The following is a 26,988-nucleotide window of genomic DNA, read 5'->3' as shown; positions in this document are numbered from 1 at the left end:
TCGGAACATGAAAATCATTCATCCACGCGGATGGTGCTGGGCATGCAACTGTTGCAGGCGCGCCTTGGCCACGTGGGTGTAGATCTGCGTGGTGGACAGGTCGCTGTGTCCCAGCAGCATCTGCACCACGCGCAGGTCAGCGCCATGGTTGAGCAGGTGGGTGGCGAAGGCATGGCGCAGGGTATGAGGCGACAGCGGCTTGTCGATCCCGGCCACCCGCGCCTGGTGCTTGATGCGGTGCCAAAAGGTCTGCCGAGTCATCTGCTCGCCCCGCTGGCTGGGGAACAGCACATCGCTGGGGCGGCCGTTGAGCAGTTCGTTGCGACCATCGCGCAGGTAGCGCTCCAGCCACACCACCGCCTCCTCCCCCATCGGCACCAGGCGCTCCTTGCTGCCTTTGCCCATGACCCGCAGCACCCCTTGGCGCAGGTTGACCTGGTCGAGGGTCAGGCTGACCAGCTCGGTGACCCGCAGCCCACAGGCATAGAGCACCTCGAGCATGGCCCGGTCGCGCTGGCCGATGGCCTCGCCCAGATCCGGCGCCTTGAGCAGCGCCTCGACATCGGCCTCGGAGAGGGATTTGGGCAAGGGTCGGCCCAACTGCGGCATGTCGACCTGCAAGGTCGGGTCGACGCTGACCAGCCGCTCGCGCAGCAGGTAACGGAAGAAGCCGCGTAGCCCGGAAAGAAAGCGCGCCGTGGAGCGTGGTTTGTAGCCTTGGTCGACGCGCCAGGCCAGGTGATCGAAGATCAGTTCGCGCCCCACGTCCGGTAGCGCCACGCCGCGCGCCTGCAACCAGCCGTTGAACAGGGCCAGGTCGCTTCGGTAGGAGGCGCGGGTGTTGTCGGACAGGCCTTTTTCAAGCCATAGGGCATCAAGGAACTGGTCGATCAGGGGGTGGTCGAGGGCGGACATGAAAACTCGGTGGCAAACGACGAATTGGCGCTTAGTCTTTCATAACAACGTCGGCATAGGGAGCCCGCATGAGCGAACAGCAGATTCTCTTGAGTTTCGGTGGCATCGGCGCCGCCGCACTGGCCTGCCAATGGCTGGCCTGGCGCCTGAAACTGCCTGCCATCCTGTTCCTGCTGCTGTCCGGGATCCTCGCCGGCCCCGTGCTCGGCTGGCTGTCGCCGCAAGACTTGTTCGGCCCGCTTTTGATGCCCCTGGTGTCCCTTGCGGTGGCCCTGATCCTGTTCGAAGGCAGCCTGACCCTGCACCTGTCCCAATGGCACGAGATCGGCAGCGTGGTGCATCGACTGGTGACCCTGGGCGCGCTGAGCACCTGGGTGGTGATCGCCGTGGCCACCCATTGGCTGCTGGGCTTCGACTGGCCGCTGGCGATCCTGTTCGGCACCTTGACCCTGGTGACCGGCCCGACAGTGATCGTGCCCATGCTCCGCGTGGTGCGGCCCAAGGCAGCGATCGCCAACATCCTGCGCTGGGAGGGCATCGTCATCGACCCGATCGGTGCCTTGCTGGCGGTGGTGGTCTACAGCTTCATCATCGCCCGCACCGATGGCGAGGGGCTGAGCCAGAGTCTTGTGACCTTCGGCGGGGTGATTTTCTGCGGCAGTGCGCTGGGCGCCGCCGGCGGCTGGCTGCTGGGGCAGGTGATGCGCGCCCAGTGGCTGCCGGAGTACCTGCACAACCTGGCATCGTTGGCCGCGGTGCTGGGCATCTTCATCGCCGCCAACCAGATCGTCCATGAGTCCGGACTGCTGGCGGTGACAGTGATGGGCATGTGGCTGGCGAACATGCCAGGGGTGGATGTGCGGCAGATCCTGCACTTCAAGGAAAACCTCAGCGTGCTGTTGATTTCCGGCCTGTTCATCCTCCTGGCCGCCCGCCTCGACCTGCATGCACTGTTGGCCCTGGGCCCGGCGGTACTGGCATTGCTGCTGGTGATCCAGTTGCTGGCCCGCCCGCTCAATGTGCTGCTCTCCACCTGGGGCTCGAGCCTGGGCTGGCGCGAACGCCTGCTGCTGGCCTGGATCGCCCCGCGGGGTATCGTCGCCGCAGCGGTCTCGGCCATCTTCGCCATCCGCCTGGATGAGGCAGGTCATGAGGGCGCCCTGCTGCTGGTGCCGCTGACCTTCGCCGTGATCATCGGCACCGTGGTGCTGCAGAGCGCCACCGCCAGGCCCCTGGCCCGCCTGCTCAAGGTCGCCGAACCTGCGCCCAGCGGCTTTCTCATCGTCGGCGCCAACCCGCCGGCGCGCGCCGTCGCCAAAGCCCTGCAACAATTGGGTAGTAGAGTGCTGCTGACCGATTCCAGCTGGGAAAACATCCGCGCCGCGCGCATGGACGGGCTGCCGACCTATTTCGGCAACCCCGCCTCCCAGCATGCCGATGCCCACCTTGACCTGGTCGGCCTTGGCCACCTGCTCGGCCTGTCGCCGGCAGGCGAGCTCAATGCCCTGGCCTGCGCGCGCTTTCGCCACGACTTCGGCCACAACCGCCTGTTCGTGCTGGCCAGCGGCCTGGACAAACAGCGCAGCGACAAGCACCGCGCCAGCGAGGAACATCGCGGCCAACTGCTGGGAACGAGCCCTATGACCTATGGGCAACTGGCCAACCGCCTGCACCAGGGGGCCGAGCTGTACAGTACCCACCTGACCGAGGGCTTTTCCTGGCAGGACTACCAGGCGCTACATGGTGATCGGGCCACCGTACTGTTCGCCCGCGATGCCAATGGCTGGGTGCATGTGGCCAGCCCGGATTCATCCCTCAAGCCCCAACCGGGCTGGACACTGGTAGCGCTGGTGGAAGCCGACCGGGAGGCCAAAGCGGTCGTCGAGGCGGACATGGCCAATCATTGAGAAAGCAAAAAAGCAGCCCGAAGGCTGCTTTTTTTCTCGCAAGGTGGCCTCGGCCACCGGTCAAACTGCACTCAGGACAGTTTTTCCTTGATGCGAGCGGCTTTGCCGGACAGGTCGCGCAGGTAGTACAGCTTGGCCTTACGCACGTCACCACGACGTTTCACGGACAGGCTGTCGATCTGCGGGCTGTAGGTCTGGAAGGTACGCTCTACGCCAACGCCGCTGGAGATCTTGCGCACGGTGAAAGCGCTGTTCAGGCCGCGGTTACGCTTGGCGATAACGACACCTTCGAATGCCTGCAGACGGGAACGGTCACCTTCCTTCACTTTGACCTGGACGACAACGGTGTCGCCTGGTGCGAAGGCAGGGATTTCCTTGTTCATCTGCTCGGCTTCGAGCTGCTGGATGATCTTGTTGGTCATGCTGTGCTCCTAAGGCGGATAACTCGATCCACCATCGATACGTTAACTATCGTCCCGCTCGCGGAGGTATTCCTCGAGCAGCTTCTTCTCTTCTCCAGAAAGCGAGCGACTTTCCAGAAGATCGGCGCGTCGTTCGAAGGTCCTACCAAGGGACTGCTTCAACCGCCAACGCCGGATGTGTGCATGGTTGCCGCTAAGCAACACGTCGGGAACGCGCTGATCCGCATACACCTCCGGTCGGGTGTAGTGCGGGCAATCGAGCAGACCATCGGTGAAGGAATCTTCCTGCGCCGAGTCCACATGCCCTAAAGCTCCGGGCAGCAGTCGCGTAACCGCATCGATCAGTACCATGGCCGGCAGCTCGCCACCGGAAAGCACATAGTCGCCAATCGACCACTCTTCATCGACATGAGCCTCGATAAAACGCTCGTCGATGCCTTCATAACGGCCGGCAATCAGGATCAACGATTCCTGTTGTGCCAAGCCTTCGACCGCCTGCTGGGTCAGCTTGCGGCCTTGTGGCGAGAGGTAGATCACCTTCGCCGATGCTCCGGTCGCCTGCCTGGCGCTGGCCAGGGCATCTTCCAGAGGCTTGATCTTCATCACCATGCCAGGACCACCGCCAAAAGGCCGATCATCCACCGTGTGGTGGCGATCCGTGGTGTAGTCCCGCGGGTTCCAGCAGGTCACTTGCAGCAACCCCTGTTTCACCGCGCGGCTGGTAATGCCGTACTCCGTGATGGCCGAGAACATCTCGGGGAACAGGGTGACGACCTCTACGCGAAGGTTACCCATCGTCTAGAAATCCGCGTCCCATTCGACTCGCATCACGCCTGCTTCCAGGTCGACTGCCAGCACGCATTGCTCCGTATAGGGCAACAGACGCTCGCGATCATCCAGGCTGCCTGCGCAAGGCTTGACCACCATTACATCGTTCGCACCGGTCTCCAACAGGTGATCGATCTTGCCGAACAGCTGTTCGTCCTGATTGATGACCTTCAGGCCCACCAACTGGTACCAGTAGTACTCGTCAGCTGCCAGGTTGGGCAAAAGGCTCCGCGGGATGCAGATTTCGTAACCGCTCAAAAGACGTGCTTCGTCACGATCGTCGAGGCCTTTCAATTTCACGACCAGGCCCTTCTGGGAGCCACGACCGTTGACCAGCTCGACCTGCTTTACCTTGCCTTCATGCCGAAGCGTCCAGCGCGGATAATCCAACAGGTTTTCAATCGGATCGGTAAAGGAGTACACCTTCACCTCGCCGCGAACGCCGTGAACCGAAAAAATCTTGCCGACGACAATGAGGGCGTCAGCGTTTTCTGGCGTCGCGTTCATACTGCTCAGGCAGCGGCCTTGGCAGCGTCCTTCAGCAGCTGAGCAACACGCTCAGACGGCTGCGCGCCCTGGCTCAGCCAGTAGTTGACGCGTTCCTGGTTGACCGACAGCTTGACTTCGGCGCCCGATGCGATCGGGTTGAAGAAGCCAACGCGCTCAACGAAACGGCCGTCACGGGCGTTACGCGAGTTGGTCACGGTCAGGTGGTAGAATGGGCGCTTTTTCGAGCCGCCACGGGCAAGACGGATGGTTACCATGTGAACATCGTTCCTATAGTCGGTGCTGCAAATCTGAATGCCCAAATGGGCACAGGGTGCCCAAAAGGCCGCATATTCTCGGGGAATACACGGACATTTGCAAATGCCTTTTTCGGCGAGGGCCTGCCGCGCCGTTCAGATCTGCCAGTTAAGCCGCGAATTTCGCGACATCAGTTCCCGCCAAGGCGGGGGGTTCCGGGTGGCTGCCCTATTAAAGGCAGCCACCCTGAATGACGTTACAGCTTCGGCATGCCGCCACCCGGCAGCATCCCGCCCAGGCCACGCATCATCTTGGCCATGCCGCCCTTGGCGGAGAATTTCTTCATCATCTTCTGCATCTGCTTGTGCTGCTTGATCAGCCGGCCGACATCCTGCACCTGGGTGCCGGAGCCGAGGGCGATGCGGCGTTTGCGCGAGCCGCTGATGATTTCCGGGTCGCGACGCTCAGCCGGGGTCATGGAGTCGATGATCGCCTCCATCTGCTTGAACTGCTTCTCAGCCGCGCCCTGGGCATTGCCCATCTGCGACAGGTTGACCCCGCCGATGCTCGGCAGCTTGTCCATCAGGCCGCCCAGGCCGCCCATGTTCTTCATCTGCTGCAGCTGGTCGCGGAAGTCTTCGAGGTCGAAGCCCTTGCCCTTCTTGAGCTTCTTGGCGAGCTTGTCGGCCTTGGCCTTGTCGATGTTCTGCTCGGCCTGCTCGATCAGGCTGAGCACGTCGCCCATGCCGAGGATGCGCGAGGCGATACGGTCCGGGTGGAACGGCTCCAGGGCCTCGGTCTTCTCGCCCATGCCGATGAACTTGATCGGCTTGCCGGTGATGGCGCGCACCGACAGTGCGGCACCGCCACGGGCGTCGCCGTCGACCTTGGTCAGCACCACGCCAGTCAACGGCAGCGCGTCGCCGAAGGCCTTGGCGGTGTTGGCGGCGTCCTGGCCGGTCATGGCATCGACCACGAACAGGGTCTCGACCGGCTTGACCGCGGCGTGCAGGGCCTTGATCTCGTCCATCATGTCGGCGTCGATGTGCAGACGGCCGGCGGTGTCGACGATGACCACGTCGATGTACTTGAGCTTGGCCTCGCGGATCGCCGCCTCGGCGATGGCCACGGGCTTCTGGCTGATATCGGACGGGAAGAAGGTCACGCCGATGTCGTTGGCCAGGGTTTCCAGCTGCTTGATCGCCGCCGGACGGTAGACGTCGGCCGACACCACCATCACGCTCTTCTTCTTGCGCTCTTTAAGGAAGCGCGCCAGCTTGCCGGCGGTGGTGGTCTTGCCCGCGCCCTGCAGGCCGGCCATCAGCACCACCGCGGGCGGAGCGGCATTGAGCGCCAGGTCTTCGTTGGCGGCGCCCATCAGGCCTTCGAGTTCGGCCTGGACGATCTTCACGAATGCCTGGCCTGGGGTCAGGCTGCGCGACACCTCGGTGCCGACCGCACGCTCCTTGACGCTGTTGACGAAATCCTTGACCACCGGCAGGGCGACGTCGGCCTCAAGCAGGGCCATGCGCACTTCGCGCAGCGTGTCCTTGATGTTGTCTTCGGTCAGCTTGGCCTTGCCGGTGACATGGCGCAGCGTCTGTGACAGGCGGTCGGTCAGGTTTTCGAACATGGTGATCCTTTCAGGCCCTAGTGAAGCCGAGGTTTTTCAGGCGCCCAGGTGAACATGTACACGCGCTGGGCACAGCAAGGCGGCGATTATAGCGAAGAGCGGCGACGGCGCACACCTTGGCGCCACCGGATCTGGATGGTCGGCGCCCCCATCGCCGGCAAGCCGGCTCCCACAGGGTGTGGTTGGCGCTGCACCAGTGGGAGTCGGCTTGCCCACAACCATAGAATCTCCCACAGGTATGGCGGTGTCTCTGAAAACAGCGCAGGACAGGTGGACGCCGGCTCACCGGCGATGGGGCCTGCCGGTCTTCCTTGGCAGCGGCGATCTATGCCACACTCCGTCTCTTTAAGGCTCGCCAACCAGGACTTATGGTCTCCTCTCCCAGCCTCATCCCCAACCTGATCGCCGCCGGCCTTTATATAGCTGCAGCGATCTACCAGGGTGCCTACCTCGCCCAGGGCCGCAAGGTCGACAAACGCCTGCTCGGCCTGCTCGGCGCCTTTGCCGTGCTTGCCCAGGGCGGCGCCCTGTTCTTCCAGTTGATCACCCCCCTGGGCCTGAGCCTGGACTTCTTCAGCGCCGCCAGCCTGATCGCCGTGGCAGTGATCGGCCTGACCCTGCTGGCCTGTCTGCGCATTCCGGTGGAAAACCTGCTGATGCTGTTGTTCCCGCTCGGCGCCATCACTGCCCTGCTGGCCCAGTTCGCACCGCCCGGCACCGTACCGCTGGTCAACGAGGAACCCGGGATCCTGGCGCATATACTGCTGTCGATCCTGGCCTATGGCCTGTTCACCATCGCCGTGTTCCAGGCCCTGTTGCTGTTGCTGCAGGACCACCAGCTCAAGCACAAGCACCCCTCAGGGCTGATCCGCAACTTCCCGCCCCTGCAAACCATGGAGAGCCTGCTGTTCGGCTTCCTCTGGGCGGGCTGGGGCCTGCTCTCGCTGTCGCTGCTTTCCGGCTGGCTGTTCCTGGAGAACCTGTTCGCCCAGCACCTGGTGCACAAGACCTTGCTGTCCTGCATCGCCTGGGTGGTGTTCGGCTTGTTGCTGTGGGGGCGCACCCGCCTGGGCTGGCGCGGCCACAAGGCGATCCGCTGGACGCTCGCCGGTTTCTGCCTGCTGATGCTGGCCTATTTCGGCAGCAAGCTGGTACGTGAATTCATCCTGCATATCTGACGGCCGCCCATGGACACCCTGCCGTACGCTCCGCTACTCGGCACCTTGGCACTGGCGCTGCTCTGGGCGGCGCTGTTCACCGCGGTAGACGCAGCCCGCCAACTGCTCAATGGCCACCAGCGCCCCGCTGAAACTGCCGAACCGGCCCTGCCCGCCCAAGCCGTGGTGCTGTGCGCGAGCCTGGGCAAGTTGCTGGTGCTAGGCCTGGCCTGCCTGGCTGGCCAACGCTACAACGGTGAGCACGGCTTCTGGCTGGCAGGCCTGGCAGCCACCTTCACCTTGCTGATCCTGGCCGAATACCTGCCGCGGCGTATGGCCAGGCGCAACCCGCAGGCCTTCGTCACCCTCGGCGCCTTGCTGCGCTGGCCGCTGGTGGTATTGCAACCGCTGGCCTGCCTGCTCGATGGCTGCGCCAAGCTGCTCCTGCGGCCGTTTCGCATCCAGCCCACGGCGCTGGCCCTGCACCCGGAGGAACACGACGACTTCGACGACGCCGAACCCTTCGAGGCACCACGCGCGGGCCTGCTGGACGGCCTGCAATCGCTGGACAAGATCACCGTCAACGACATTCTGGTGCCGCGCAACGAAGTGGACGGCATCAACCTGGACGAGCCGATCGAGCAGATCATCGAGCAGCTGATCGTCAGCCGCCATACCCGCCTGCCGGTCTACCACAGCGACATCAACCAGGTCGAAGCCATCCTCAACACTAAGCAGATCAGCCACCTGCTGCCCCGTGCCGAACTGACCCGCGAGGCGTTGCGGGCCGCCTGCTACGAACCCTATTTCGTTCCCGAAAGCACGCCGCTGCAGATGCAGCTGCTGAACTTCCACAAACAGCAACGGCGCCTGGGCGTGGTGGTCGACGAATATGGCGAAGTGCTGGGGATCGTCACCTTGGAGGACATCCTCGAGGAAATCGTCGGCGAGTTCGAAGATGAACAGTCCCTCGACAACCCCCACGTCCACCCGCTGGACGATGGCCGCTACGTGATCGAAGGCACCGCTTCGCTGCGCGAGATCAACCGCAGCCTCGGCTGGCACCTGCCCTGCGACGGCGGGCCGAAGACCCTCAACGGTCTGGTCACCGAAGCCCTGGAAAGCATTCCGGAAAGCGCCGTTTGCCTGAAGATCGGTCGCTATCGCCTGGAAATCCTCGAAACAGAGGACAATTGCGCCAGCAAGGTACTGGTATGGACCGTGACCCGGTAGCTATACTCGGGTCACGCTTACCCAGCCCTGCCGTCCCGCCCGCTACCCGCACCCGGCGTCCGACGGCCAGTCCGCCTCACTGACACGCCCCGCGGTCCTGCTTCACCACCCAGAACAGCCCGCTCCCCTCCTATCCCTTGGGCTATCGTCAGTTGGGCGACTCACTACTGTTCGCTCCGGCGCCCACGCGCCCCTGCCTGCCTGGCAAGGGTTCGGGCTGCCCACGAAGGAGCACTCGACTGTCAGGGACCTACATAATGACAACCAGCAGCACCTATGCCGACACCCCGGCAGCCCCGGTCAACTCGCCTGCGCGGGTGGCAACAGCCAGCTTCATCGGCACCGCCATCGAATTCTACGATTTCTACGTCTATGCCACCGCCGCCGCCCTGGTGATCGGCCCGGTGTTTTTCCCGTCGGGCTCGGGCACCGCGCAGATGCTCGCGGCCTTCATCACCTTCGGCATCGCCTTCCTAGCGCGCCCGCTGGGCTCGGCGCTGTTCGGCCACTTCGGCGACCGTATCGGGCGCAAGTCGACCCTGGTCGCCTCGCTGTTGCTGATGGGCGTCTCCACCACGCTGATCGGCGTATTGCCAGGCTATGACAGCATCGGTATCTGGGCACCGGTACTGCTCTGCCTGCTGCGCTTCGGCCAAGGCCTGGGGCTGGGCGGCGAATGGGGTGGCGCGGCGCTGCTGGCCACCGAGAATGCGCCCGAAGGCAAGCGGGCCTGGTTCGGCATGTTCCCGCAATTGGGCCCTTCGATCGGCTTCCTGGCCGCCAACGGCCTGTTCCTGGGCTTGGCCTTGGTACTGAGCGACGAGCAGTTCCGCGAGTGGGGCTGGCGCATTCCGTTCCTGCTCAGCGCCGCGCTGGTGGTGGTGGGCCTGTATGTGCGCCTGAAGCTCGAGGAGAGCCCGGTGTTCGCCAAAGCCGTGGCACGCCATGAGCGGGTGAAACTGCCGGTGGTCGACCTGTTCGCCAAGTACTGGCTGCCGACCTTGCTGGGTGCCCTGGCGATGGTGGTGTGCTATGCGCTGTTCTATATCTCCACGGTGTTTTCCCTGAGCTACGGGGTCTCGACCCTGGGCTACACCCGCCAGAGCTTCCTGGGCATGCTGTGCTTCGCCGTGGTCTTCATGGCCCTGGCCACGCCATTGTCGGCCTGGTTGAGCGACCGCTACGGGCGCAAGCCGGTGCTGATCGTCGGCGCCCTGCTGGCCGTGGCGTCTGGGTTCACCATGGAGCCGCTGCTGACCTCCGGCTCGACCACGGGCGTGGCACTGTTCCTGGCCATCGAGCTGTTCCTGATGGGCGTGACCTTCGCCCCGATGGGTGCCTTGCTGCCTGAACTGTTCCCGACCCATGTGCGCTATACCGGCGCTTCGGCGGCCTACAACCTGGGCGGCATCGTCGGCGCCTCGGCGGCACCGTTCTTCGCCCAGAAGCTGGTGACCCTGGGTGGGTTGAGCTGGGTGGGCGGCTATGTGTCGGCAGCGGCCGTGATCAGCCTGATTGCCGTGTTGTGTTTGAAAGAGACCCGCAACGCAAAACTTTGAAAGGCGGGGGCCGCGTTGCGGCCCCTTCGCGGCGCAAGGCCGCTCCTACAAAGGTTGTGGGAGATCACCCAGCCCTTCGGGCTGCACTACCGCACAGACCTTGGCCATCAGAACTCGACCTTGACCGCCTGCGACGCGCGGGTGGCCTTGGCCCGGGCCGCCTCGATCGACTCGTCACGAGCCAGGCACACGCCCATGCGACGCTGGCCGTCGATTTCCGGTTTGCCGAACAGACGGATCGCGGTATCCGGCTCGCTCAACGCTGCGCCCAGGTTGGCGAACGAGGTCTGCTGCGATTTGCCTTGCGGCAGGATCACCGCCGAGGCCGACGGGCCGAACTGGCGTACCACCGGAATCGGCAAACCGAGGATGGCGCGAGCATGCAGGGCGAACTGCGACAGGTCCTGGGATATCAGAGTCACCAGGCCCGTGTCGTGCGGGCGCGGCGAGACCTCGCTGAACCACACCTGATCGCCCTTGACGAACAATTCCACGCCGAACAGGCCGCGCCCGCCCAAGGCATCGGTGACCGCCTGGGCGACCCGCTGGGATTCGGCCAGAGCCTTCGGGCTCATGGCCTGGGGCTGCCAGGACTCCTGGTAGTCGCCCTTCTCCTGGCGGTGCCCTACCGGCGCCAGGAAGGTGGTGCCGCCCACGTGGCGCACGGTGAGCAAGGTGATTTCGTACTCGAAATCGATGAAGCCTTCGATGATCACCCGGCCCTTGCCAGCACGGCCACCCTCCTGGGCATAGTCCCAAGCCTTCTGCAGGTCGGCCTCGCTGCGCAGCAGGCTCTGCCCCTTGCCCGAGGAGCTCATCACCGGCTTGACTACGCACGGGTAGCCCAGGTCGGCGACTGCCTTGGCGTAGTCTTCGAAGGTATCGGCAAAGTGGTAGGGCGAGGTCGGCAGGTCCAGTTCCTCGGCCGCCAGGCGGCGGATGCCCTCACGGTTCATGGTCAGTTGCGTGGCGCGGGCGGTGGGGACCACGTTGAAGCCTTCATTCTCCAGCTCCACCAGGGTCGCGGTGGCGATGGCCTCGATTTCCGGCACGATGTAGTGCGGTTTTTCAGCCTCGATCACCGCACGCAGGGCAACGCCATCGAGCATGTTGATGACATGGCTGCGGTGCGCAACCTGCATGGCCGGGGCATTGGCGTAGCGGTCCACGGCAATCACTTCGACACCCAGGCGCTGCAGCTCGATCACCACTTCCTTGCCCAGCTCGCCGCAGCCACACAGCAGTACACGGGTCGCGGTGGGCGACAATGGGGTTCCGATACGGGTCATTTCAGGTCCTCGAAGGCGTCGGGGCCGCGCCACGCTGGCTGCCGCCCGCTGAAAAAGGACCGGTATTCTACACCTGGCAACGCGCGTTGGGGCCGTTGCAGGAGCGGCCTTGTGTCGCCAGAGAAGCGCGCAGCGCTCCCTGCCTCAGCCCGCGACGGCCGTGCGGCGTGCCCGCCAGGCCATGGCCAGCCACACCGCAGTGACGCCGGCGAACTTCGAAGCCAGCGCCGTACCGATCACCGCAGGTGTCAGGGCGCCGATCATGCCGAAGAAAATGAAAGTGTCCACCGGGATGCTCAGCGCCGAGCTCAGCCACAGGCGGTCGCGCAGCGGCCGGCGGGTAACGCTGAACACCAGCCAGTCGATCAGCTCGGAAATGAAGAACGCGGTGGCGCTGGCCAGGGCGATGGCCGGTTCCGAGGTGACGTAGGACAGCACCAGGGCCGCCAGCATGGCCAGTAGCGCGCCATGCCCATAGCGGGTCTGCACCATGTCACGCAGGATGAACACCAGCCCGCCCCAGGCGGACCAGATGACATCCAGGTGCGGCGCACTGGAGAAGGCGTAGTTGATCAGCACTACGCTGCTGATGTAAGCGATGAGATAGAACATGGGATCACGCGTTGGACAAGCGGCACAGAATACTTGATTTCAAGGTCAACTGCAGCCCCTGCCTGCGCCCGCCCCATCGCGGGACAAGCCCGCTCCCACAGGTCCCGAACGACCTCGTGGCATGCATCGTACCTGTGGGAGATCACCCAGCCCTTCCGGGCTGCGCTGTCGCGCAAAGAACAAGCGGCTAGCGCTGGTTCCCCTGTGGGAGCGGGCTTGTCCCGCGATTGGACCGCATGAACACCACGGCCCTCAGATGACCAACCCAGCCGCCACCGCCCGCTCATGGCACAGCACCAGCACCTGCCGGCGCTCCTGGTTGTCCATGCGCGACCAGCGGGTGATCTCGGCCACCGTACGCTGGCACCCTACACAGATATCCTGTTCATCCAGGGCGCAGACATTCACGCAGGGCGAGGCGACCGGCCGTTCACGATCAGCCACGTCAGTCATCCTGCGGCGCCAAGTCACGGGCATAGCGTTCGGCGTTCTGCACGTAGTGCGCGGCGCTGGCTTCTAGCATGCGCTTTTGCGCCTCGGTCAGCTCGCGTACCACCTTGCCCGGCGAACCCATCACCAGCGAGCCGTCAGGGATCTCCTTGCCCTCCGGGATCAGCGCGTTGGCGCCAATGATGCAGTGCTTGCCAATGCGCGCCCCGTTGAGGATCACCGCGTTGATGCCGACCAGGCTGTGGTCGCCCACCGTGCAGCCATGGAGCATGGCGTTATGGCCGATGGTCACGCCCTTGCCGAGCGTCAGCGGCGAGCCCATGTCGGTATGCATCACTGTGCCATCCTGGACATTGCTGCCTTCGCCGATGTCGATCAGCTCGTTGTCGCCGCGCAGCACCGCACCGAACCAGACGCTGGCCCCGGCCTGCAGGCGCACCTTGCCGATCAGCGTGGCATTGGGCGCTGCCCAGCTGCTGGGATGGGTCTCGACCCGCAGGTCGCCCAGGCGGTATTTCATGTCTCGCTCCTCACGGTTGAAGCTGTCGGGGGATGCCCACTCAGATCGGGGTATAGCGCTCTGGGGGATGATGCAGGTCGATGCCGGCATCGAACAGCACGTTGACCAACTCGACGATCATGATTGCCGACAGCCCCCAGATCTTGTATTCGCCATAACGGTAGGCCGGTACATACCAGCTGCGGCCCTGGTAATCGATGCGGTGGGTGTGATCGCGCGGGTCCTGGCGGAAAAACGCCAGCGGCACCGTGAACACGGCCGCGATCTCCGCGTCGTTGGCGCGGTACTCGACGAAATCCGGAACCACGCCGACGAACGGCGTCACCTTCAGGCCATGCAGGGAGATCAGCGGGCTGAGGGGGCCGACCACCTCCACCAGACCAGGCGGCAGGCCGATTTCCTCCTCGGCCTCGCGCAGCGCGGTGAACACCAGGTCCGGGTCTTCCGGGTCGCGCCGCCCGCCGGGGAAGGCCACTTCGCCACCGTGGGTGGAAAGGCCCTTGGCCCGCAGGGTCAGCACCAGTTCGGGCTCTTCGCTACGGGTGATGGGCAAGAGGACCGCCGCCTCGGGGAAACGTCGGTCCGTTTCCAGTGATGCGGGGGTATGGTTGCTCATGCGGCGAAGAAGCTCATCCAGCATTACACACTCTCGATTGCAAGGCCTGCCCTGCATGATGCACCAAAGCCGCAACGCACCCAAGCCCTGCCCGATGGCGGCTTGCGGTCACGGTGGTGGGCACGCCAAGATAGCCGTACCTCAAAGGAAGAAAAGCATGAAATTCTGCAGCGCGTGCGGCCAGCCAGTGATACAGCGCATTCCCGAGGGCGACAGCCGCCCCCGCTATGTCTGCGACCATTGCCAGACCATCCATTACCAGAACCCCAATATCGTTGCCGGCGTACTGCCCACCCATGGCACCCAGGTGCTGCTGTGTCGCCGTGCGATCGAGCCGCGCCGTGGCTTCTGGACCCTGCCCGCCGGTTTCATGGAGAACGGCGAGACCCTCGAGCAAGCCGCCCGTCGCGAAACCGTGGAGGAAGCCTGCGCCCGGGTCGGGCACATGAGCCTGTACCAATTGTTCGACCTGCCGCACATCGACCAGGTGCATGTGTTCTTCCGCGCCGAGCTGGCCGACCTGGATTTCGCCGTCGGTATCGAGAGCCTGGAAGTGCGCTTGTTCGAAGAACATGAAATTCCTTGGGACGAGCTGGCTTTCCGCACCGTGACACGCACACTAGAATGCTATTATCGCGACCGCATCGGGCAGTCCTACCCGGTAGGCCATGAGTACCTGCCCCCGATGAATGTCTCGTCGTCCATCACCTAGTTTTCAGGGATACGGTTTCATGCGCTGGTTGCTCGCCCTTTTCTGCCTTTGCGTTACGTCGGTGTCCCAGGCGGCCTTCACCGAGACCATCATCCGCAAGCCGCAGGACACCGCGCAGTCCCCGGTCGCCAGCCAACCGTTGGTCGACAAGGTACTGGTGCTCAAGTCCGAACGCCGCCTGCAACTGATCAGCCGCGGCGAGCCGCTCAAGACCTACCGTATCTCCCTGGGCAAACAACCCAAGGGCACCAAGGAACGCGAGGGCGACAATCGCACCCCCGAAGGCCTCTACTGGCTGGACTGGCGCAAGGTCAGCGACCGTTTCAACCTGGCCATACATATCTCCTACCCCAATATCAGCGATGCTGCCCGCGCCCGCCGGGAAGGCGTCAACCCTGGCGGCATGATCATGATCCACGGGACGCCCATCGACGAGAACTACCCGGAGTGGTACTTCCACACCCTGGACTGGACCGAAGGCTGTATCGCCATGCGCAACGCGGACATGCAGGAAGTCTGGAGCATGGTGAAGGACGGGACCTTGATCGAGATTCGTCCCTGATTCCTACACGACATCGTTTCTGTAAGACGCTTCGTACATTCGATCCGCTCCCAGCCGACAGGCCTATGGGCACGGGACCGCATCCAAGCAATGGGGTGCATTTTTAGAATTCACGCAATCGGGTACCTCCCGTACCCACCTTGCGGAATTCCCCCATGCCGACCCTCCTGTTGCGTATTGCCAGCTGGTTATCCGTCGGGCTGCCCCTGGCCTGCCTGGCCGCGCTGCCCGCCCAGGCAACCGACCCAGCCAGCGAGCAGCTACGCGACCAGCAGCGCACGCTGCGCCAGTTGGAACAACAACAACGCCTGGAGCAATGGCAGCGTCGTCCAGCGCCCAGAACGGCTAGGGAACCGACCCTCGATGAACGCCCCGCCGGTCGCTGCTGGGCAATTCCCGGCCTGCGCCTGCGCGGCAACCGGCAGGTGCCGACCGCGGCATTGGACCGGGCCTTGCGACCCCTGCTGGCGCCCTGCCTGGATGTGGCCGGCATCAATCGGCTGCTCAAGGCCATCACCGAACGCTACATAGAGGCTGGCTACCCCGCCAGCCGCCCCTACCTGGCCCTGCAGCCCCAGGCCGGCCAGCCTCTGGATATCGTCATCGTCGAAGGCTTCGTCGAGTCGATCGAACTGCCCGATGCCGACCTGCCGCTTTCCCTGCAAGGCGCCTTTCCCGGCTTGCTCGGCAAACCCTTGTACCTGCCTGACCTGGAACAGGGGCTGGACCAACTCAACCGCCTGCGTGCCTATGACCTGGGCGCCGACCTGCTGCCTGGGGAACTGCAGGGCGGCACGCGGGTGATCATCCAGCCGCGCCAGGTCGGCTCGCGCTGGCATTTGGACAGCCGCCTGGACAATCGCGGCAGCGAGCTGACCGGCCGCCACCGTCTGAACCTGGGCGTGGGGCTGGACAGCCCGCTGGGCCTGAACGATGACCTGCGCCTGGCCCTGGTCTCGGCCGTTTTCGACGCCCCGGGGCAGAGCCAGGGCGCCAGCCTGTACTACGCCCTGCCCTATGGCCCATGGACATTGGCCCTGAACGCCAGCTGGATGCGCTACAAGGCCCCGCTGCCCAACGGGCGGCAGGTCAGCAGCGGCACCAGCAGTCTCCAGGGCGTGAGCTTGGAGCGCCTGCTGTGGCGCAACCAGCAAGGCCTGCTGAGCACGGTTGCCCGCCTGGACAGAAAGGCCCTGGTCAATCGCATCGACGGCGCCACGACCCTCCAGCAAAGTCCGACACTCGCCACCCTGGAAGCCGGGCTCAACCTGCTATGGCTCGACGGCGGCCTGTGGAACGCCTACCTGGGCGTCGCCCAGAGCCTGGACTGGTTCGGTGCCGAACACCCTGTCCAGGTCCCTGGGCTGCCTGCACGGGCACATTTTCGCAAGTACCGCGCCAACGTCCTGCACCTGCGCCAGGGCCCTGCGCAGTGGCCCTGGCGCTGGCAAGGCGAGCTGAACCTGCAATATAGCCGCGAAGCGTTGCCGGCCGTCGAACAACTGTTACTCAGCGACGACTCCGCCGTGCGCGGTTGGCGCCAAGGCACCGTAGCCGGCACCAGCGGTGCGGTATGGCGCAATACCTTCAGCCAACCCCTGCCCATCTCCGCGCCTCTGGAAGTCCGACCACAGCTTGGCCTGGATCTGGGCTGGGCGCGCTTCAACCGCAACGCACCGTCCCAACGCATCGCAGGGGCCTCCCTGGGCCTCGAACTGGTGCGCCCAGGCAACCGCCTGCGCCTCGACTACCAACGCGCCCTGTATGCCAGCGACCGCAACCGGCAGTCGCTGGAGCCCGGCATCTGGGTCCTGGAATGGGCCCTGAGCATCTGATCACCCACAACAAAGAGAACAAAACGTGACGACTTGCATCCAAGTTAGATCCAAACGCCCGGATACCTTGCGCTGGGCTATCTTCATCGCCCTGCTGACCTCGTCGGCCGCTCTGGCGGGGCCTGCTCTGCAACCGGCCGCAGGGCCTGGCGGCACTCCTGTGGTCAACAATGGCCATGGCGTGCCGGTGATCGACATCGTCGCCCCGAATGCCAAGGGCCTGTCGCACAACCAATTCCTCGACTACAACGTCGGCAAGCCCGGTGTCGTGCTGAACAACGCCTTGCAACCCGGCCAGTCGCAACTGGCCGGCGCCCTGGCCGCGAACCCGCAGTTCCAGGGCCAAGCCGCCTCGACCATCCTCAACGAAGTGATCAGCCGCAACGCATCGGTGATCGAAGGCCCACAGGAGATCTTCGGTCGCCCGGCCGACTACATCCTGGCCAACCCCAATGGCATTACCCTCAATGGCGGCAGCTTCATCAACACGACCCGCGCCGGGTTCGTGGTCGGCACCCCGCTGGTCGAGGAACAGCAACTGCGCCTGATCGACACCTTGCAGGCCAGTGGTAGCTTGCAGGTTGCCGCCGGCGGGCAGGCCAACAGCGAAGGGGCACTAGACCTGGTCGCCCCACGCATCGACAGCCAGGGCCCGCTGACCGCTGCAGGCGACCTCACGCTCATTGCCGGGCGCAACCGCATCGATGCCGGTACAGGCGATGTACTCGAGCACCAGCCGGGCGTCCCGGCCAGCATCGATGCCAACCTATTCGGCGCCATGCGTGCCGGGCGCATCCGTGTGGTCAGCACCGCCGAAGGCGCCGGCGTGCGCATGGGGCCGACGCAGGTTTCGGCACAGCGCGGCATCAGTATCCGGTCGGCCGGTGACCTGGCCATCAGCGGCACCGGCAGCGAGCGAGCCAGCCTGCAGAGCGCCCAGGGCGAGCTGTCGCTGGCGGCGGCCGATGACCTGACCTTGACCGCCGTCGAAGGCAAGGCCAGGCGAATCGACATCAAGGCCGGCAACACGCTCACTCTCGACGCTCAAGCCCGGCAGGACATCCAGCGTGACCGTGAGCAATGGAACAGCAAGGCCTGGTTCGTCACCACCGAGACTTACGACCGCACCCGGACCACCACCACCCACAAGCAACAAGGCACGCAACTGCAGGCCGGCGACATTGCGCTGAGCGCCGGCGGCGACATGCGTCTGCGCGCCGCCGAGCTGGACAGTGCCGGCGAGCTCAGGCTCGACAGCGCTGGTGCGCTGGGTATCGAAGCGGGTATCGATAGCCTGCGGGTCGAGGAACAGATCCGCCATCGCAAGAACCTCTGGCGTGGCGACCGCGACTCCGACCAGACCAAGGAAACAGCGCAGGCCAGCGTGCTCCGAGGCCAGCGCCTGGTGGTCAATGCCGGTGGCGACCTCACGGTCACGGGCAGCCGCCTGGAAAGCACTGGCGACATGCAATTGAAAGGCAAGCAGGTAACCGTGACGACAACCACTCTCGAGGAGATCGGCAACCAGCGCGACTATCGCGGCGACCTGGTCTCCGGCACCTTCTTCGGCAATCGCGACGGCAATGATCGCCAGGGCCAGGCCGTGGCCGGCAGCGATCTCGATGCCAAGGGCAACCTGAGCGTGATCGCCGAACAGGTCACGATCAAGGGCAGCAACCTGGCCAGCCAGGGTGACTCGGTGCTGTATAGCGAGAAAGGCCTGCTGAGCATCGAGGCCGATCGCAGCACCCTGTCCACTGCCGAGCATGAAAGCGACAGCAAGCTTTTCGGCCTGATCGGCACCCAGCAGACACGCAACAGCCGCCAGGAGCAGTTGTTGGTCAGCGACGTGACCGCCAGCAGCGACCTGCGCCTGGCCAGCGCCGAAGAGATGCGTATCCAGGGCGCCAAGCTCGGCGCAGGCGGGAAGTTGCAGGTCGAGGCCAAGGGCGACCTGCTGGTCGACAGCGCACAGGCCGACAAGCAGACCGAGACCCTGCGCCAGACGCGCGGGCTCAGCGCCAGCGCCAGGCAGACCCAGCAAGCCCAGGACGGCAAGCCGGACTCGCGCCAGTTCGAGGCCAGCCTGGGATACCGGGTAAGCAACAGCCGGCGGAAGGAGCGAGAAACCACCCAAGTGTCCAGCGAACTCAAGGGCACCACGGTCGAGCTCACCAGTGGCGGGCATCTGCAGGTCAACGGCTCCAAGGTCCAGGCCAGCGCTGGCGACCTCACTGTGCAGGCTGCGCGAACCACCCTGGGGGCGACCCACGACAGCCGTGAATCAGACAGCGAGCAAACCCGCATCGAAGGCGCACTGGCGGTGACGGGCGGGATCGACAGGCTCGGCAGTGCCTTCACCGGCCAGCACCAGCAGAGCACCGCCCGCGAAGCCACCCGCAACGCGGTGCGCAGCGAACTGTTGGCCACGGGTGATATCCAGCTCGCCACCGGCAACCTCCTTACCCAGGCCGCTCGCGTGCAGGCCGGCGGCGCCCTGGGTGTGCAAGCCGAACGAATCGACAACCAGGCCGTCGAGAACGTCGGAGAACGCGAGCAGGGCACACGCAACTGGCGCGCCAGCCTAGGGGCCAGCCTGGAATACCGCGACATCAGCCGACCGATCGAGCGCTTGGTCGAGGGTGAGGAAGCCGCTCGTTTCCAGCAGGCATCGGTGGAAGACGCCCTGACCGCACCCAGCCTCGGCGCCGATGTGACCGTGGACCATCTCCTACGCCTGGAAAACCAGCGCCGGGGCTATGCCCAGGCCAGTGAGCTATCCGGCGCCTCGGTCACGGTCAGGGCCAAGGACATCAATGACCAGGGTACCCAATGGCGCGCCGATGAAGGCACTTTGACGCTGCAGGCCGAGCGCCACCAGATGCTCGCCGCCACCGATACCACGCAAACCGATATAAAACGCCGGGACGTAGGCGGCGACGTGCGTGTCGATACCAGCACCGGCCAGGACATCAACGCCCGGGTCGCGGGCAAGGGTGGCTCGCTGGAAACACAAGACAGGGCCACCACTGCCCGCCCCGGCACGCTCTACGGCCAACGTGGCATCCAGGTGCAACTCGGCAGCGATGGGCGCTACGAAGGCACGCATATCGACGGCGGGGAAGGCGATGTATCGCTGCACAGCGACGGCACCTTGACCCTGGCCCAGGCCACCGACAGCACCAGCCAAATGACCGAGAGCCTGGCCGGCAATGGTTGGGCCAAAGGCGGCAACCGTCCTGGCAGCACCGGCATCGACGGCCGTGGCTACCTGGACAAGGACCGACAGCAACGCCTGGACACCAAGGCCCAAGTCGCACAGGTCGACGCCAAGGGCGATGTCAGCCTCAGCAGCGGCGGCGACCTGCTGATCGAAGGCACCCGCATCGGCAGCCGCGAGACGCCCGTGGCCAATGTGCGCCTGGACAGTGGTGGCTTGCTGCAGATCGAGGCCGCGCGTGATACCCACCAGGCCAGCGGTGCGAGGCTCGGCGGCGGGCTGGAGCTGGCGGCCAAGACCGGTACCAGCAAGGGTGGCGGCATCGGCGGTCATTTCACCCATGGCTCGCTGGACGAACGCAGCGACCAAGCCGTTGATGCGCGTATCACCAGTGCCGGCACCCTCTCCTTGAGCAGCCGCGCACGAGAAGCAATAGCCCTGCGTGCTCAAGGCCTTCAGGCATCTGCGGCACGGATCGACGTGCAGACGTTCAATGGCGGCCTGTTGCTCGAGGGATCCGGCAACCGTGACTACCGCAACAACCTCGACATCACCGCAGGGGCCGGCATAAGCCTGAGCCAGGGCGAACTCGACAGCCGCGCCCTGCACGGCAGGGTCCGAGTCGACCTCGACAAACGAGACAACCAGACCTGGAATGCCAATACCTGGCGTGCCGACCGCATCAACCTGCTGAGCCAGGGTGATGCCCGTCTCGAAGGCACCAGCCTGGAGGCCCAACGCATCCAGGGTGATATCGGCGGCGACCTGCTGGTAGCCAGCCGCAAGGACCGGGTCGATACCCTGACCGTGACGGGCGATGCGCGCCTTAGCCAGGAGAAGAATCCCCAGGGCTATACCAACGCCGCCAAGGCCCTGGCTGGGCCTGCGAGCGGCAAGATCGGCGAGAAGACCAGCGCGGCGCTGGGCAAGGCCGAGCCGGGCCTGTCGCCGACGTTCAAGCTCGAGGTGTCCCACCAGCAACGAGACACCGTGGCTCATCAGGCCACCCTCAAAGGTCGCGAGGGCATCGGCGTGAAAGTGGGTGGCGATGCGCACCTGGTGGGCGCCCGCCTGCAGTCAGCCAACGGCCCGGTCGACCTGCAGGCGGCGTCAATCACGCGCGAAACGCTGACCGGTACCGATTATCGACGGGATGTATCGGTCGATGCGTCGAATTCACCCGTCGACCTCGGCACCGCAATCGCCGAACTGGCCAAGGGCAAGGGGGCGGCCGACGGCGAGAACCCGTTGGACCTGGGGCTGTTGCGTACCAGTGGATATAGCCGCAGCGAACAGTGGGTTTCGGAGGTTCGGCAGAACGGGGATCGTTGAGGGCGTGTTCGAGATGGGCGCCGCCTGGGACTGGGTCGGGCCCGATATCATCGTCGCCTGGCAAGGGCTTCGCCCTTGATCGCGGGACAAGCCCGCTCCCACAAAGGACCTGCAAACTCAAATAGTTATGCGTTGTTCTATGAGAGCGGGCTTGTCCCGCGATTGCCCCATCGCCGGCAAGCCGACTCCCACCTGCCCTGCGCTGTTTTCAAAGACACCGCCGCGCGCGGCGTCCCAATTACCACTTGACCAACCGCTGCACCCGAGTCGCCTCAGGCCCCAGCCAGCGGGCACCGCGCAGCAGCGGCGTCACGGCAGCGCCCTGCTGCACGTGCAGATCGACCTGGGCCTGGCGCCCCAGCAGGTCTGCCTTCAGTTCAGCGCTGTGCTGCCCAGCCAGCGCCAAGCGCCCAAGCACCCGCCAACCCTGATCACACTCCACTTCCAAACTACCCTGCCCCAGCCCCAGCGACCAAGGCGCAGCCAGGGCCAGGTCCTCAACCGCAAGGCGCCCCTGGGCTTGGTGGCATCGCGAGCCATTACCCTGCAGGCGTACCAGGCCTTGCCATTGCCCCGCCAAACGATAAGCCGACGCAACACTGGCCTGCGGGCCCAGCGCCTCAAGCTCGGCCTGCCATTGCCATGGCCAACCGGCCAGGCGAACGCGCCAGCCTTGCCCCTGGAACGCCAGGCCTGCCTCGATCTCGCGATGCCAGGGCCGCCAATGCCAGCGCACCGGGCCGACCTCGCCCAGCTGCCGGGCCTCACCCCGCCACAGGCTGCCAGACACACCGGCCACCGGCAGGGCCAGGCCTCGCAGGACCCAACCGGCAGGTAACTCGACCAGCACTGTCAGGCAAAACACCCCCACCAGCCATACCCAGCCACGCCGTGTCATGGCCGCAACCACAGTTCGAAGCGCAGGCCCTTGGGCTCCCGCTCCAGGCCCCATTGCAAGGGCTGGGCGCCATCGATCTGCACGGCCTGCAGCCACCCTTGCAGCACCTGCTCGTCAGCGACCAGGCCATGCAGCCGCCAGGCCTCGTCGTCGGCTTGCACATCCTGAAGGTCGATCCCCCGTGCCTGAGCCGACTGACGCAGGCGCTCCAGGCTCAGCGTCGGTCCGTTGCGCAGCTCTGCTGCCGTGACAGCCAAGGCTTGCCACTGGCTCGTCTCGCGCCACAGGACCAAGCCTTCGCGCACGGCCAGGAAGGCCAGCAACGATGCAATCAGGCTCCAGGCCAGGACCATGCGGTAGCGTTGCACGCCATCCAGGTTCATGTTGCGCCCCCTAGGTCGAATACCACTTGCCATTGCCCCGCCTGCCCATCGCCCTGCACCTCGACGCGCGCACCTGCGGCCGCGGCCATCGCGTCCCAGGGTGGCGCGGCGCCGTCGCCGTCCAGCCGCAGGTGCCAGCGCCGGCCATCGAAGCGCACAGCCTGAAGGTGCCAGCGGGGTTGCTCGCGCAGCCAAGCCTGCAGGCGGGTTTGCAGATCCTCGAGCTGGCGCAGGCGCAACTGCCGTTCCGTGTCGGCCCCCTGCAGGCGCTTGAGCGCCTGGGCGGCCTGGCGTGGCGAAGCCTGGCGGCCCACGACGGCTTGCACTTGCGCCTGCCAAAGCTGCGCCTGGCGCCATTGCTGATGCCCCCATAGCCCAGCCCACAGCGAGCACAACAGCAGGCAGGCTGCCATCAGGCGTAGGTGCAGGCGTGGCAATTGGGGCTTGCTCCAGTTTGACGTACGCCGTTGGGCGAACAGCCCGGGCAGCACGTCGAGGTCGGCAACTTGCGTCGGCCAGGGGCCCTCCATGGCGTGCACCTGCAGGCCAGCCCAAGGCGAACGCGGGGCCTCGCCCAAGACGTGCGGCCAAGCCAACCAATGCTCCCGGCCATCCTCGGCCAGGCCCCTGAGCAGACTGACGTCCGTCGGCTTGCACCATTGCCAGGCAGTGCCCGTCGGTGGCGCCGGCAACAGTTGGAACTCCGCCCAACAACGCTCGACCTGCAATCCCCAGGCTGCACATTGAGCGTGCCAAGCCTCGAGCTGCCGGCGCGCCACGGCCACCAGACGTACCTGCCCCGCCTGCCGGGCAAGGCTGGCGCAAGCCAACGCTTCGCTCTCCTGCAGCAACTGGTCTTCCAGCAGCAGCGGCCACTCCTCGCGCTTGAGCCCAACAGGGGCAGGCACCTGGAAATGACTGCACGCCTCCCCCGGCAGCACGAGGGCCACCCGGGTGTGCGCCTCGGCCGGGGGCTCGCCCTGGCCCTGGCGCAGCAGCGCGTCGCCGCCCACCCGCAACCACTCCCAAGGGGCGTCGCCCTGGCCGGGGCGCAGCAGAAGCCAGGGTCGGGCCGGCGCGGCTCGTCGCCACTCAAGCTTCATGAACGCCCCCAGGGCAATACGAAGGTGCAGGCATACGGTGCTCCATCACGCTGCAGATGCAGGCGCACGCCACGGCCAGGGTGCACCGGTTGATCGGACGGCCAGGCCAGCCAACGGCCCTCCTGGTAATAGAGAATGTGCATGGCGTTCACCCGCTGCAGTTGTTCACGCAGCACCCATTGCGGCTCGCCCACGGCGTACAGGTCTGCCGAGCTTTCCAGCAGCAAGCGCTGGCCCTGGGCATCGAAGCGCAGCCGCTGGCGCTGCAGGCGCGACCCGCCCTCGGCCTGCGGCCAGCCGGTTGCAGCCACCCAGAGCAACGTGTTGCGCTGCGGCTGCCAATCGAGCCAGCGCGTTGCCAGGGGCAGGCGTTGTTCATACACCCGGCGCAGCACTGGGCTGTCGAAGCGCCGCTCCAGGGCCAGGCAGAACTCCAGGACGCGGTCTGCTTCGACAGAGGTGCCGAGGCGTTCGCGCACCTTGAGCCAGCCATTCACCAGCGCCGCGAGCATGACGCCGAGTACGGCGGTCAAGGCCAGCGCCACCATCAGTTCGATCAGGGTCATGCCCACCTGGCGAGCTTTCACGGGCGCTCCAGGAAAAGACTGTACTGCCCCAGCGGCAGGCGTTGGTCGACGTCGGCGAACAGGCGCAACTCGCCACGACGCAAGTCGCGCACGCCTGTACCACGCAGTTGCAACTGCCAGTGACAGGCCTGCCCGCCCTGGTGCAGCACGCCGCTGTTCTGGTTGGACGGTGGCCAGTAGCGCTCCACGGTAAAACGCGCCTGCAGCTCGCGCGCGCAGAGCAGGCCGAGGCGGTGCTGTTGCACGCCTTCCTGCACGGCCAGGCGCTGACGCAATACCTGGCTGGTGATCACCGCCAGCACCGCGGCGATCGCCAGGGCGACACACACTTCGAGCAAGGTGAACCCGCGCTGGTGTACTTTCATGAGCCCTGGCCCCTGCGCAGCCGGCCATCACGCCCCCACTCCCAACGCTCGCGGCCTTCGGCCCAGCGCCAGGTCAGGCTGCCCGGCCGGGCCCACCCCTCCGGGGTGAACACCAGCTGCGGCGCCTGGCTCGCGGGCCAGTCCGGGCGCAGCGCGGTGGGCCAGTCGCCCAGGCGGGTTGGCTCGGCCACCCAGCCTGTCGGCTCCCGCCGAACGAACTCCGGGCGCTGGCCGTTCCAACGCAGGCCGCGTAACTGGCCCGCGTGCCGAGCCAGGGCGGACTGGCTGCGGATTTCCGCGGCCAGACGCGCCAACGCTTGGTCGGCACCGGCCTTGCCGCTGTCGAGCCAGGCCACGCCGAGCCCGGTCATCAGCCCGGCGATGGCCAACACCACCAGCAACTCGAGCAGGCTGAAGCCGCGTTGGCCGGTCACAGGTCAGAGTTCCCAGTTGCCCAGGTCGGCATCCAGGCCCTCGCCGCCCGGCACGCCATCGGCGCCCAGGGAATAGACATCGACCCGGCCGTGTTCACCGGGCAGGCGATACTGGTAGGGCGTACCCCAAGGGTCTTCCGGCAGGCGGCGGATATAACCGTCGCTGCGCCAAGCGCGGGGCAACGGCTCCTGGGACGGTTTTTTCACCAGCGCCGCCAGGCCCTGTTCGCTGCTGGGGAAGCGCAGGTTGTCCAGGCGGTACATGTCCAGGGCCTGCTCCAGAGTCGCCAAGTCGGCCATGACCTTCTGCCGCATGGCCTTGTCCTGGTTACCCAGCACGCTGGGGGCGACCACGGCGATGAGCAGGCCGATGATGAAGATGACCACCATGATTTCCATGAGGGTGAAGCCACGCTGGCGGGGGCGTCGATACTGCATGTCGCTGCTCCTTTTCACATTGCAGGTTTTCATAGTTGCAGGCCCTGGTTGAGCTGCATGATCGGCAACAGCACCGCCAGCACGATGAACAGCACCACGCCGCCCATCACCAGGATCATCAGGGGTTCGAAGAGCGCCATGGCCGTGTCCACCTGGCGGGCGAAGCCGCGCTCCTGGTCATCGGCCACGCGCTCGAGCATGTCGGCCAGGGTGCCGCTGGCCTCGCCGCTGCCGACCATGTTCACCAACAGGGGCGGGAACTGGCCGCTGGCATCCAGGGCCCGATGCAGGCTGGTGCCGCCTTCGACCTGGGTGCGCACCTGTTCCATGGCCTGGCGGATGCGCCGGTTGCCGACCGTCTCGGTGGCCACCTGCAAGGCTTCGAGCAAGGCCACGCCGCTGCCGCAGAGGATCGCCAGGCTGCGCGCCAGACGTGCGCTTTCCAGTACCTGCAGCAGCGCGCCGATACGCGGCAGGCGCAGCAGCAGGTCGTCGCGACGCAAACGCCAGTGGGCTTTGCGCAGCAGCCAACTGCACAGCAACGTCGACAGGATCGCCAAGCCCAACAACCACGGGCCTGCCGTGACCAGCCCCTGGCTGAGGCCGATCAGCAGCGAGGTGACCAGGGGCAGGCTCTGCCCGGAATGGGCGAACTGCTCGGTGAGCTTGGGGACCACGAACGTCATCAGGCCAATCACCACCGCCAGCGACACACCCATCAGTACGCTGGGATAGATCAGCGCCGTGCGGGCCTTGTGCTGTTGGCGCTGTACCTGCTCCAGGTGATCGGCCAGGCGCGCCAGCACCTGGGCCAGGCGCCCGGAGCGCTCACCGGCTTCGACCAGGGCGCAGTACAGGCCGGTAAAGGGAGCACCCTGGCGGGCCAGGCTGCGCGCCAGCCCCAGGCCCTCGGCCAACGAGCCGCGCACAGCGACCAGCACCGCGTGCAACGCAGGCTGGCGCAGTTGCCGCTCCAGAGTCGCCAGGGCATCGACCAGGGGAATACCGGCACCGGTCAAGGTGGCCAGCTGACGGGTCAGCTCGCACAGTTGCGAGCGGCTCAGGCGTTGGCGGCGGGGCTGGGCCTCACCTGGGTCCTGGCGTTGCAACTGGCGGGCGAACAGGCCCTGCTCGCGCAACAGTTGCCGGGCGTGGCGCTCGGTGTCGGCCTGCACGCTGGCCTTGTGGGTCCGCCCGGCCATGTCGACCGCCTGGTATCGGTAAGTCGGCATGC

Annotated in this window: 27 protein-coding genes; 8 read left to right on the top strand and 19 right to left on the bottom strand. The window is 65.6% G+C overall.

Annotation, left to right across the window (positions count from 1 at the left end; all coding sequences use genetic code 11):
* Positions 1 to 18: 18 nt before the first annotated feature.
* The gene (xerD, locus tag IRZ56_RS08565; protein ID WP_196144560.1) at positions 19 to 915 is read right to left on the bottom strand and encodes a site-specific tyrosine recombinase XerD; all 897 of its coding nucleotides are present in this window, start codon (positions 913 to 915) and stop codon (positions 19 to 21) included.
* A 68-nt stretch (positions 916 to 983) separates the two neighbouring features.
* Between xerD and IRZ56_RS08560 the strand changes: the two genes are divergently transcribed.
* Positions 984 to 2,822 (top strand): cation:proton antiporter, encoded by a 1,839-nt coding sequence (locus IRZ56_RS08560; protein WP_196144559.1) that lies wholly within the window; start codon positions 984 to 986, stop codon positions 2,820 to 2,822.
* Between the two features lie 71 nt (positions 2,823 to 2,893).
* Here IRZ56_RS08560 and rplS read toward each other — a convergent pair whose 3' ends face one another.
* The 5 genes from rplS to ffh all read right to left on the bottom strand — a co-directional run bounded on the left by rplS (position 2,894) and on the right by ffh (position 6,449).
* Positions 2,894 to 3,244: a 50S ribosomal protein L19 gene (gene rplS, locus IRZ56_RS08555; RefSeq protein WP_196144558.1), complete on the bottom strand. Its 351-nt coding sequence runs from the start codon at positions 3,242 to 3,244 to the stop codon at positions 2,894 to 2,896.
* Positions 3,245 to 3,286: 42 nt separating this feature from the next.
* The gene (gene trmD / locus IRZ56_RS08550; RefSeq protein WP_196144557.1) at positions 3,287 to 4,039 is read right to left on the bottom strand and encodes a tRNA (guanosine(37)-N1)-methyltransferase TrmD; all 753 of its coding nucleotides are present in this window, start codon (positions 4,037 to 4,039) and stop codon (positions 3,287 to 3,289) included.
* 3 nt (positions 4,040 to 4,042) lie between these two features.
* Complete coding sequence (gene rimM, locus IRZ56_RS08545; protein WP_070574704.1) at positions 4,043 to 4,579, bottom strand: ribosome maturation factor RimM; 537 nt, start codon at positions 4,577 to 4,579, stop codon at positions 4,043 to 4,045.
* Positions 4,580 to 4,584: 5 nt separating this feature from the next.
* Positions 4,585 to 4,836 carry a 30S ribosomal protein S16 gene (gene rpsP, locus IRZ56_RS08540; protein ID WP_023382041.1) on the bottom strand — a complete coding sequence of 84 codons (252 nt, stop codon included), beginning with the start codon at positions 4,834 to 4,836 and terminating at the stop codon, positions 4,585 to 4,587.
* Between the two features lie 236 nt (positions 4,837 to 5,072).
* Complete coding sequence (gene ffh / locus IRZ56_RS08535) at positions 5,073 to 6,449, bottom strand: signal recognition particle protein (RefSeq protein WP_043212452.1); 1,377 nt, start codon at positions 6,447 to 6,449, stop codon at positions 5,073 to 5,075.
* A 368-nt stretch (positions 6,450 to 6,817) separates the two neighbouring features.
* Here ffh and IRZ56_RS08530 point away from each other — a divergent pair, with 368 nt between their 5' ends.
* The 3 genes from IRZ56_RS08530 (at position 6,818) to IRZ56_RS08520 (ending at position 10,398) form a co-directional block, all read left to right on the top strand.
* A complete protein-coding gene (locus IRZ56_RS08530; RefSeq protein ID WP_196144556.1) occupies positions 6,818 to 7,627 on the top strand; it encodes a cytochrome C assembly family protein in 810 nt (269 codons plus the stop codon).
* 9 nt (positions 7,628 to 7,636) lie between these two features.
* Positions 7,637 to 8,839 carry a transporter associated domain-containing protein gene (locus tag IRZ56_RS08525; RefSeq protein ID WP_196144555.1) on the top strand — a complete coding sequence of 401 codons (1,203 nt, stop codon included), beginning with the start codon at positions 7,637 to 7,639 and terminating at the stop codon, positions 8,837 to 8,839.
* Between the two features lie 257 nt (positions 8,840 to 9,096).
* Positions 9,097 to 10,398, top strand: a complete 1,302-nt coding sequence (locus IRZ56_RS08520; protein ID WP_196144554.1) for an MFS transporter — start codon at positions 9,097 to 9,099, stop codon at positions 10,396 to 10,398.
* A gap of 107 nt (positions 10,399 to 10,505) precedes the next feature.
* On the opposite strand, the gene purT is transcribed toward IRZ56_RS08520, so the two are convergent.
* The 5 genes from purT to IRZ56_RS08495 all read right to left on the bottom strand — a co-directional run bounded on the left by purT (position 10,506) and on the right by IRZ56_RS08495 (position 13,909).
* Positions 10,506 to 11,687, bottom strand: a complete 1,182-nt coding sequence (gene purT, locus IRZ56_RS08515; RefSeq protein ID WP_196144553.1) for a formate-dependent phosphoribosylglycinamide formyltransferase — start codon at positions 11,685 to 11,687, stop codon at positions 10,506 to 10,508.
* Between the two features lie 144 nt (positions 11,688 to 11,831).
* A complete protein-coding gene (locus tag IRZ56_RS08510) occupies positions 11,832 to 12,299 on the bottom strand; it encodes a VUT family protein (RefSeq protein ID WP_196144552.1) in 468 nt (155 codons plus the stop codon).
* 252 nt (positions 12,300 to 12,551) lie between these two features.
* On the bottom strand, positions 12,552 to 12,752 hold the full coding sequence (locus tag IRZ56_RS08505; RefSeq protein WP_196144551.1) for a DUF1289 domain-containing protein: 201 nt from the start codon (positions 12,750 to 12,752) through the stop codon (positions 12,552 to 12,554).
* Positions 12,745 to 13,269: a gamma carbonic anhydrase family protein gene (locus tag IRZ56_RS08500; protein ID WP_196144550.1), complete on the bottom strand. Its 525-nt coding sequence runs from the start codon at positions 13,267 to 13,269 to the stop codon at positions 12,745 to 12,747. The genes IRZ56_RS08505 and IRZ56_RS08500 overlap by 8 nt, the downstream gene beginning before the upstream one ends.
* A 40-nt stretch (positions 13,270 to 13,309) precedes the next feature.
* Positions 13,310 to 13,909 carry a CoA pyrophosphatase gene (locus IRZ56_RS08495; RefSeq protein ID WP_196144549.1) on the bottom strand — a complete coding sequence of 200 codons (600 nt, stop codon included), beginning with the start codon at positions 13,907 to 13,909 and terminating at the stop codon, positions 13,310 to 13,312.
* Between the two features lie 133 nt (positions 13,910 to 14,042).
* On the opposite strand from IRZ56_RS08495, the gene IRZ56_RS08490 reads away from it, so the two are divergent.
* The 4 genes from IRZ56_RS08490 (at position 14,043) to IRZ56_RS08475 (ending at position 21,546) form a co-directional block, all read left to right on the top strand.
* The gene (locus IRZ56_RS08490; protein WP_196144548.1) at positions 14,043 to 14,597 is read left to right on the top strand and encodes an NUDIX hydrolase; all 555 of its coding nucleotides are present in this window, start codon (positions 14,043 to 14,045) and stop codon (positions 14,595 to 14,597) included.
* Positions 14,598 to 14,616: 19 nt separating this feature from the next.
* Positions 14,617 to 15,159: a L,D-transpeptidase family protein gene (locus IRZ56_RS08485; RefSeq protein ID WP_196144547.1), complete on the top strand. Its 543-nt coding sequence runs from the start codon at positions 14,617 to 14,619 to the stop codon at positions 15,157 to 15,159.
* Between the two features lie 155 nt (positions 15,160 to 15,314).
* Complete coding sequence (locus IRZ56_RS08480; RefSeq protein ID WP_196144546.1) at positions 15,315 to 16,994, top strand: ShlB/FhaC/HecB family hemolysin secretion/activation protein; 1,680 nt, start codon at positions 15,315 to 15,317, stop codon at positions 16,992 to 16,994.
* A 25-nt stretch (positions 16,995 to 17,019) separates the two neighbouring features.
* Entirely contained in the window at positions 17,020 to 21,546 is a 4,527-nt protein-coding gene (locus IRZ56_RS08475; protein ID WP_196144545.1) for a hemagglutinin repeat-containing protein, read from the top strand.
* A 238-nt stretch (positions 21,547 to 21,784) separates the two neighbouring features.
* Here IRZ56_RS08475 and IRZ56_RS08470 read toward each other — a convergent pair whose 3' ends face one another.
* Genes IRZ56_RS08470 through gspF form a run of 8 tightly spaced genes read right to left on the bottom strand, consistent with a single transcriptional unit; the run spans position 21,785 to position 26,986 of the window.
* Positions 21,785 to 22,444, bottom strand: coding sequence for a general secretion pathway protein GspN (locus IRZ56_RS08470; protein ID WP_196144544.1), 660 nt, complete (start codon positions 22,442 to 22,444; stop codon positions 21,785 to 21,787).
* Entirely contained in the window at positions 22,441 to 22,827 is a 387-nt protein-coding gene (gene gspM, locus IRZ56_RS08465) for a type II secretion system protein GspM (protein ID WP_196144543.1), read from the bottom strand. Before gspM ends, IRZ56_RS08470 begins: the two co-directional genes overlap by 4 nt.
* Complete coding sequence (gene gspL / locus IRZ56_RS08460) at positions 22,824 to 23,930, bottom strand: type II secretion system protein GspL (protein WP_196144542.1); 1,107 nt, start codon at positions 23,928 to 23,930, stop codon at positions 22,824 to 22,826. The genes gspM and gspL overlap by 4 nt, the downstream gene beginning before the upstream one ends.
* Positions 23,927 to 24,517: a PulJ/GspJ family protein gene (locus tag IRZ56_RS08455; RefSeq protein ID WP_196144541.1), complete on the bottom strand. Its 591-nt coding sequence runs from the start codon at positions 24,515 to 24,517 to the stop codon at positions 23,927 to 23,929. The genes gspL and IRZ56_RS08455 overlap by 4 nt, the downstream gene beginning before the upstream one ends.
* Positions 24,514 to 24,882, bottom strand: a complete 369-nt coding sequence (locus IRZ56_RS08450; protein ID WP_196144540.1) for a type II secretion system protein GspI — start codon at positions 24,880 to 24,882, stop codon at positions 24,514 to 24,516. Before IRZ56_RS08450 ends, IRZ56_RS08455 begins: the two co-directional genes overlap by 4 nt.
* Positions 24,879 to 25,316 (bottom strand): type II secretion system minor pseudopilin GspH, encoded by a 438-nt coding sequence (gspH, locus tag IRZ56_RS08445; protein WP_196144539.1) that lies wholly within the window; start codon positions 25,314 to 25,316, stop codon positions 24,879 to 24,881. Before gspH ends, IRZ56_RS08450 begins: the two co-directional genes overlap by 4 nt.
* A gap of 3 nt (positions 25,317 to 25,319) precedes the next feature.
* Positions 25,320 to 25,754, bottom strand: coding sequence for a type II secretion system major pseudopilin GspG (gene gspG, locus IRZ56_RS08440; protein ID WP_196144538.1), 435 nt, complete (start codon positions 25,752 to 25,754; stop codon positions 25,320 to 25,322).
* A 29-nt stretch (positions 25,755 to 25,783) separates the two neighbouring features.
* Positions 25,784 to 26,986 (bottom strand): type II secretion system inner membrane protein GspF, encoded by a 1,203-nt coding sequence (gene gspF / locus IRZ56_RS08435; protein WP_196144537.1) that lies wholly within the window; start codon positions 26,984 to 26,986, stop codon positions 25,784 to 25,786.
* Positions 26,987 to 26,988 lie beyond the last annotated feature (2 nt).

This window comes from Pseudomonas guariconensis, from assembly GCF_015680235.1.
Lineage (GTDB): Bacteria > Pseudomonadota > Gammaproteobacteria > Pseudomonadales > Pseudomonadaceae > Aquipseudomonas > Aquipseudomonas guariconensis_A.
The sequence above is the reverse complement of the archived record's forward strand: the minus strand, read 5'-3'. Positions and strand labels throughout refer to the sequence as shown.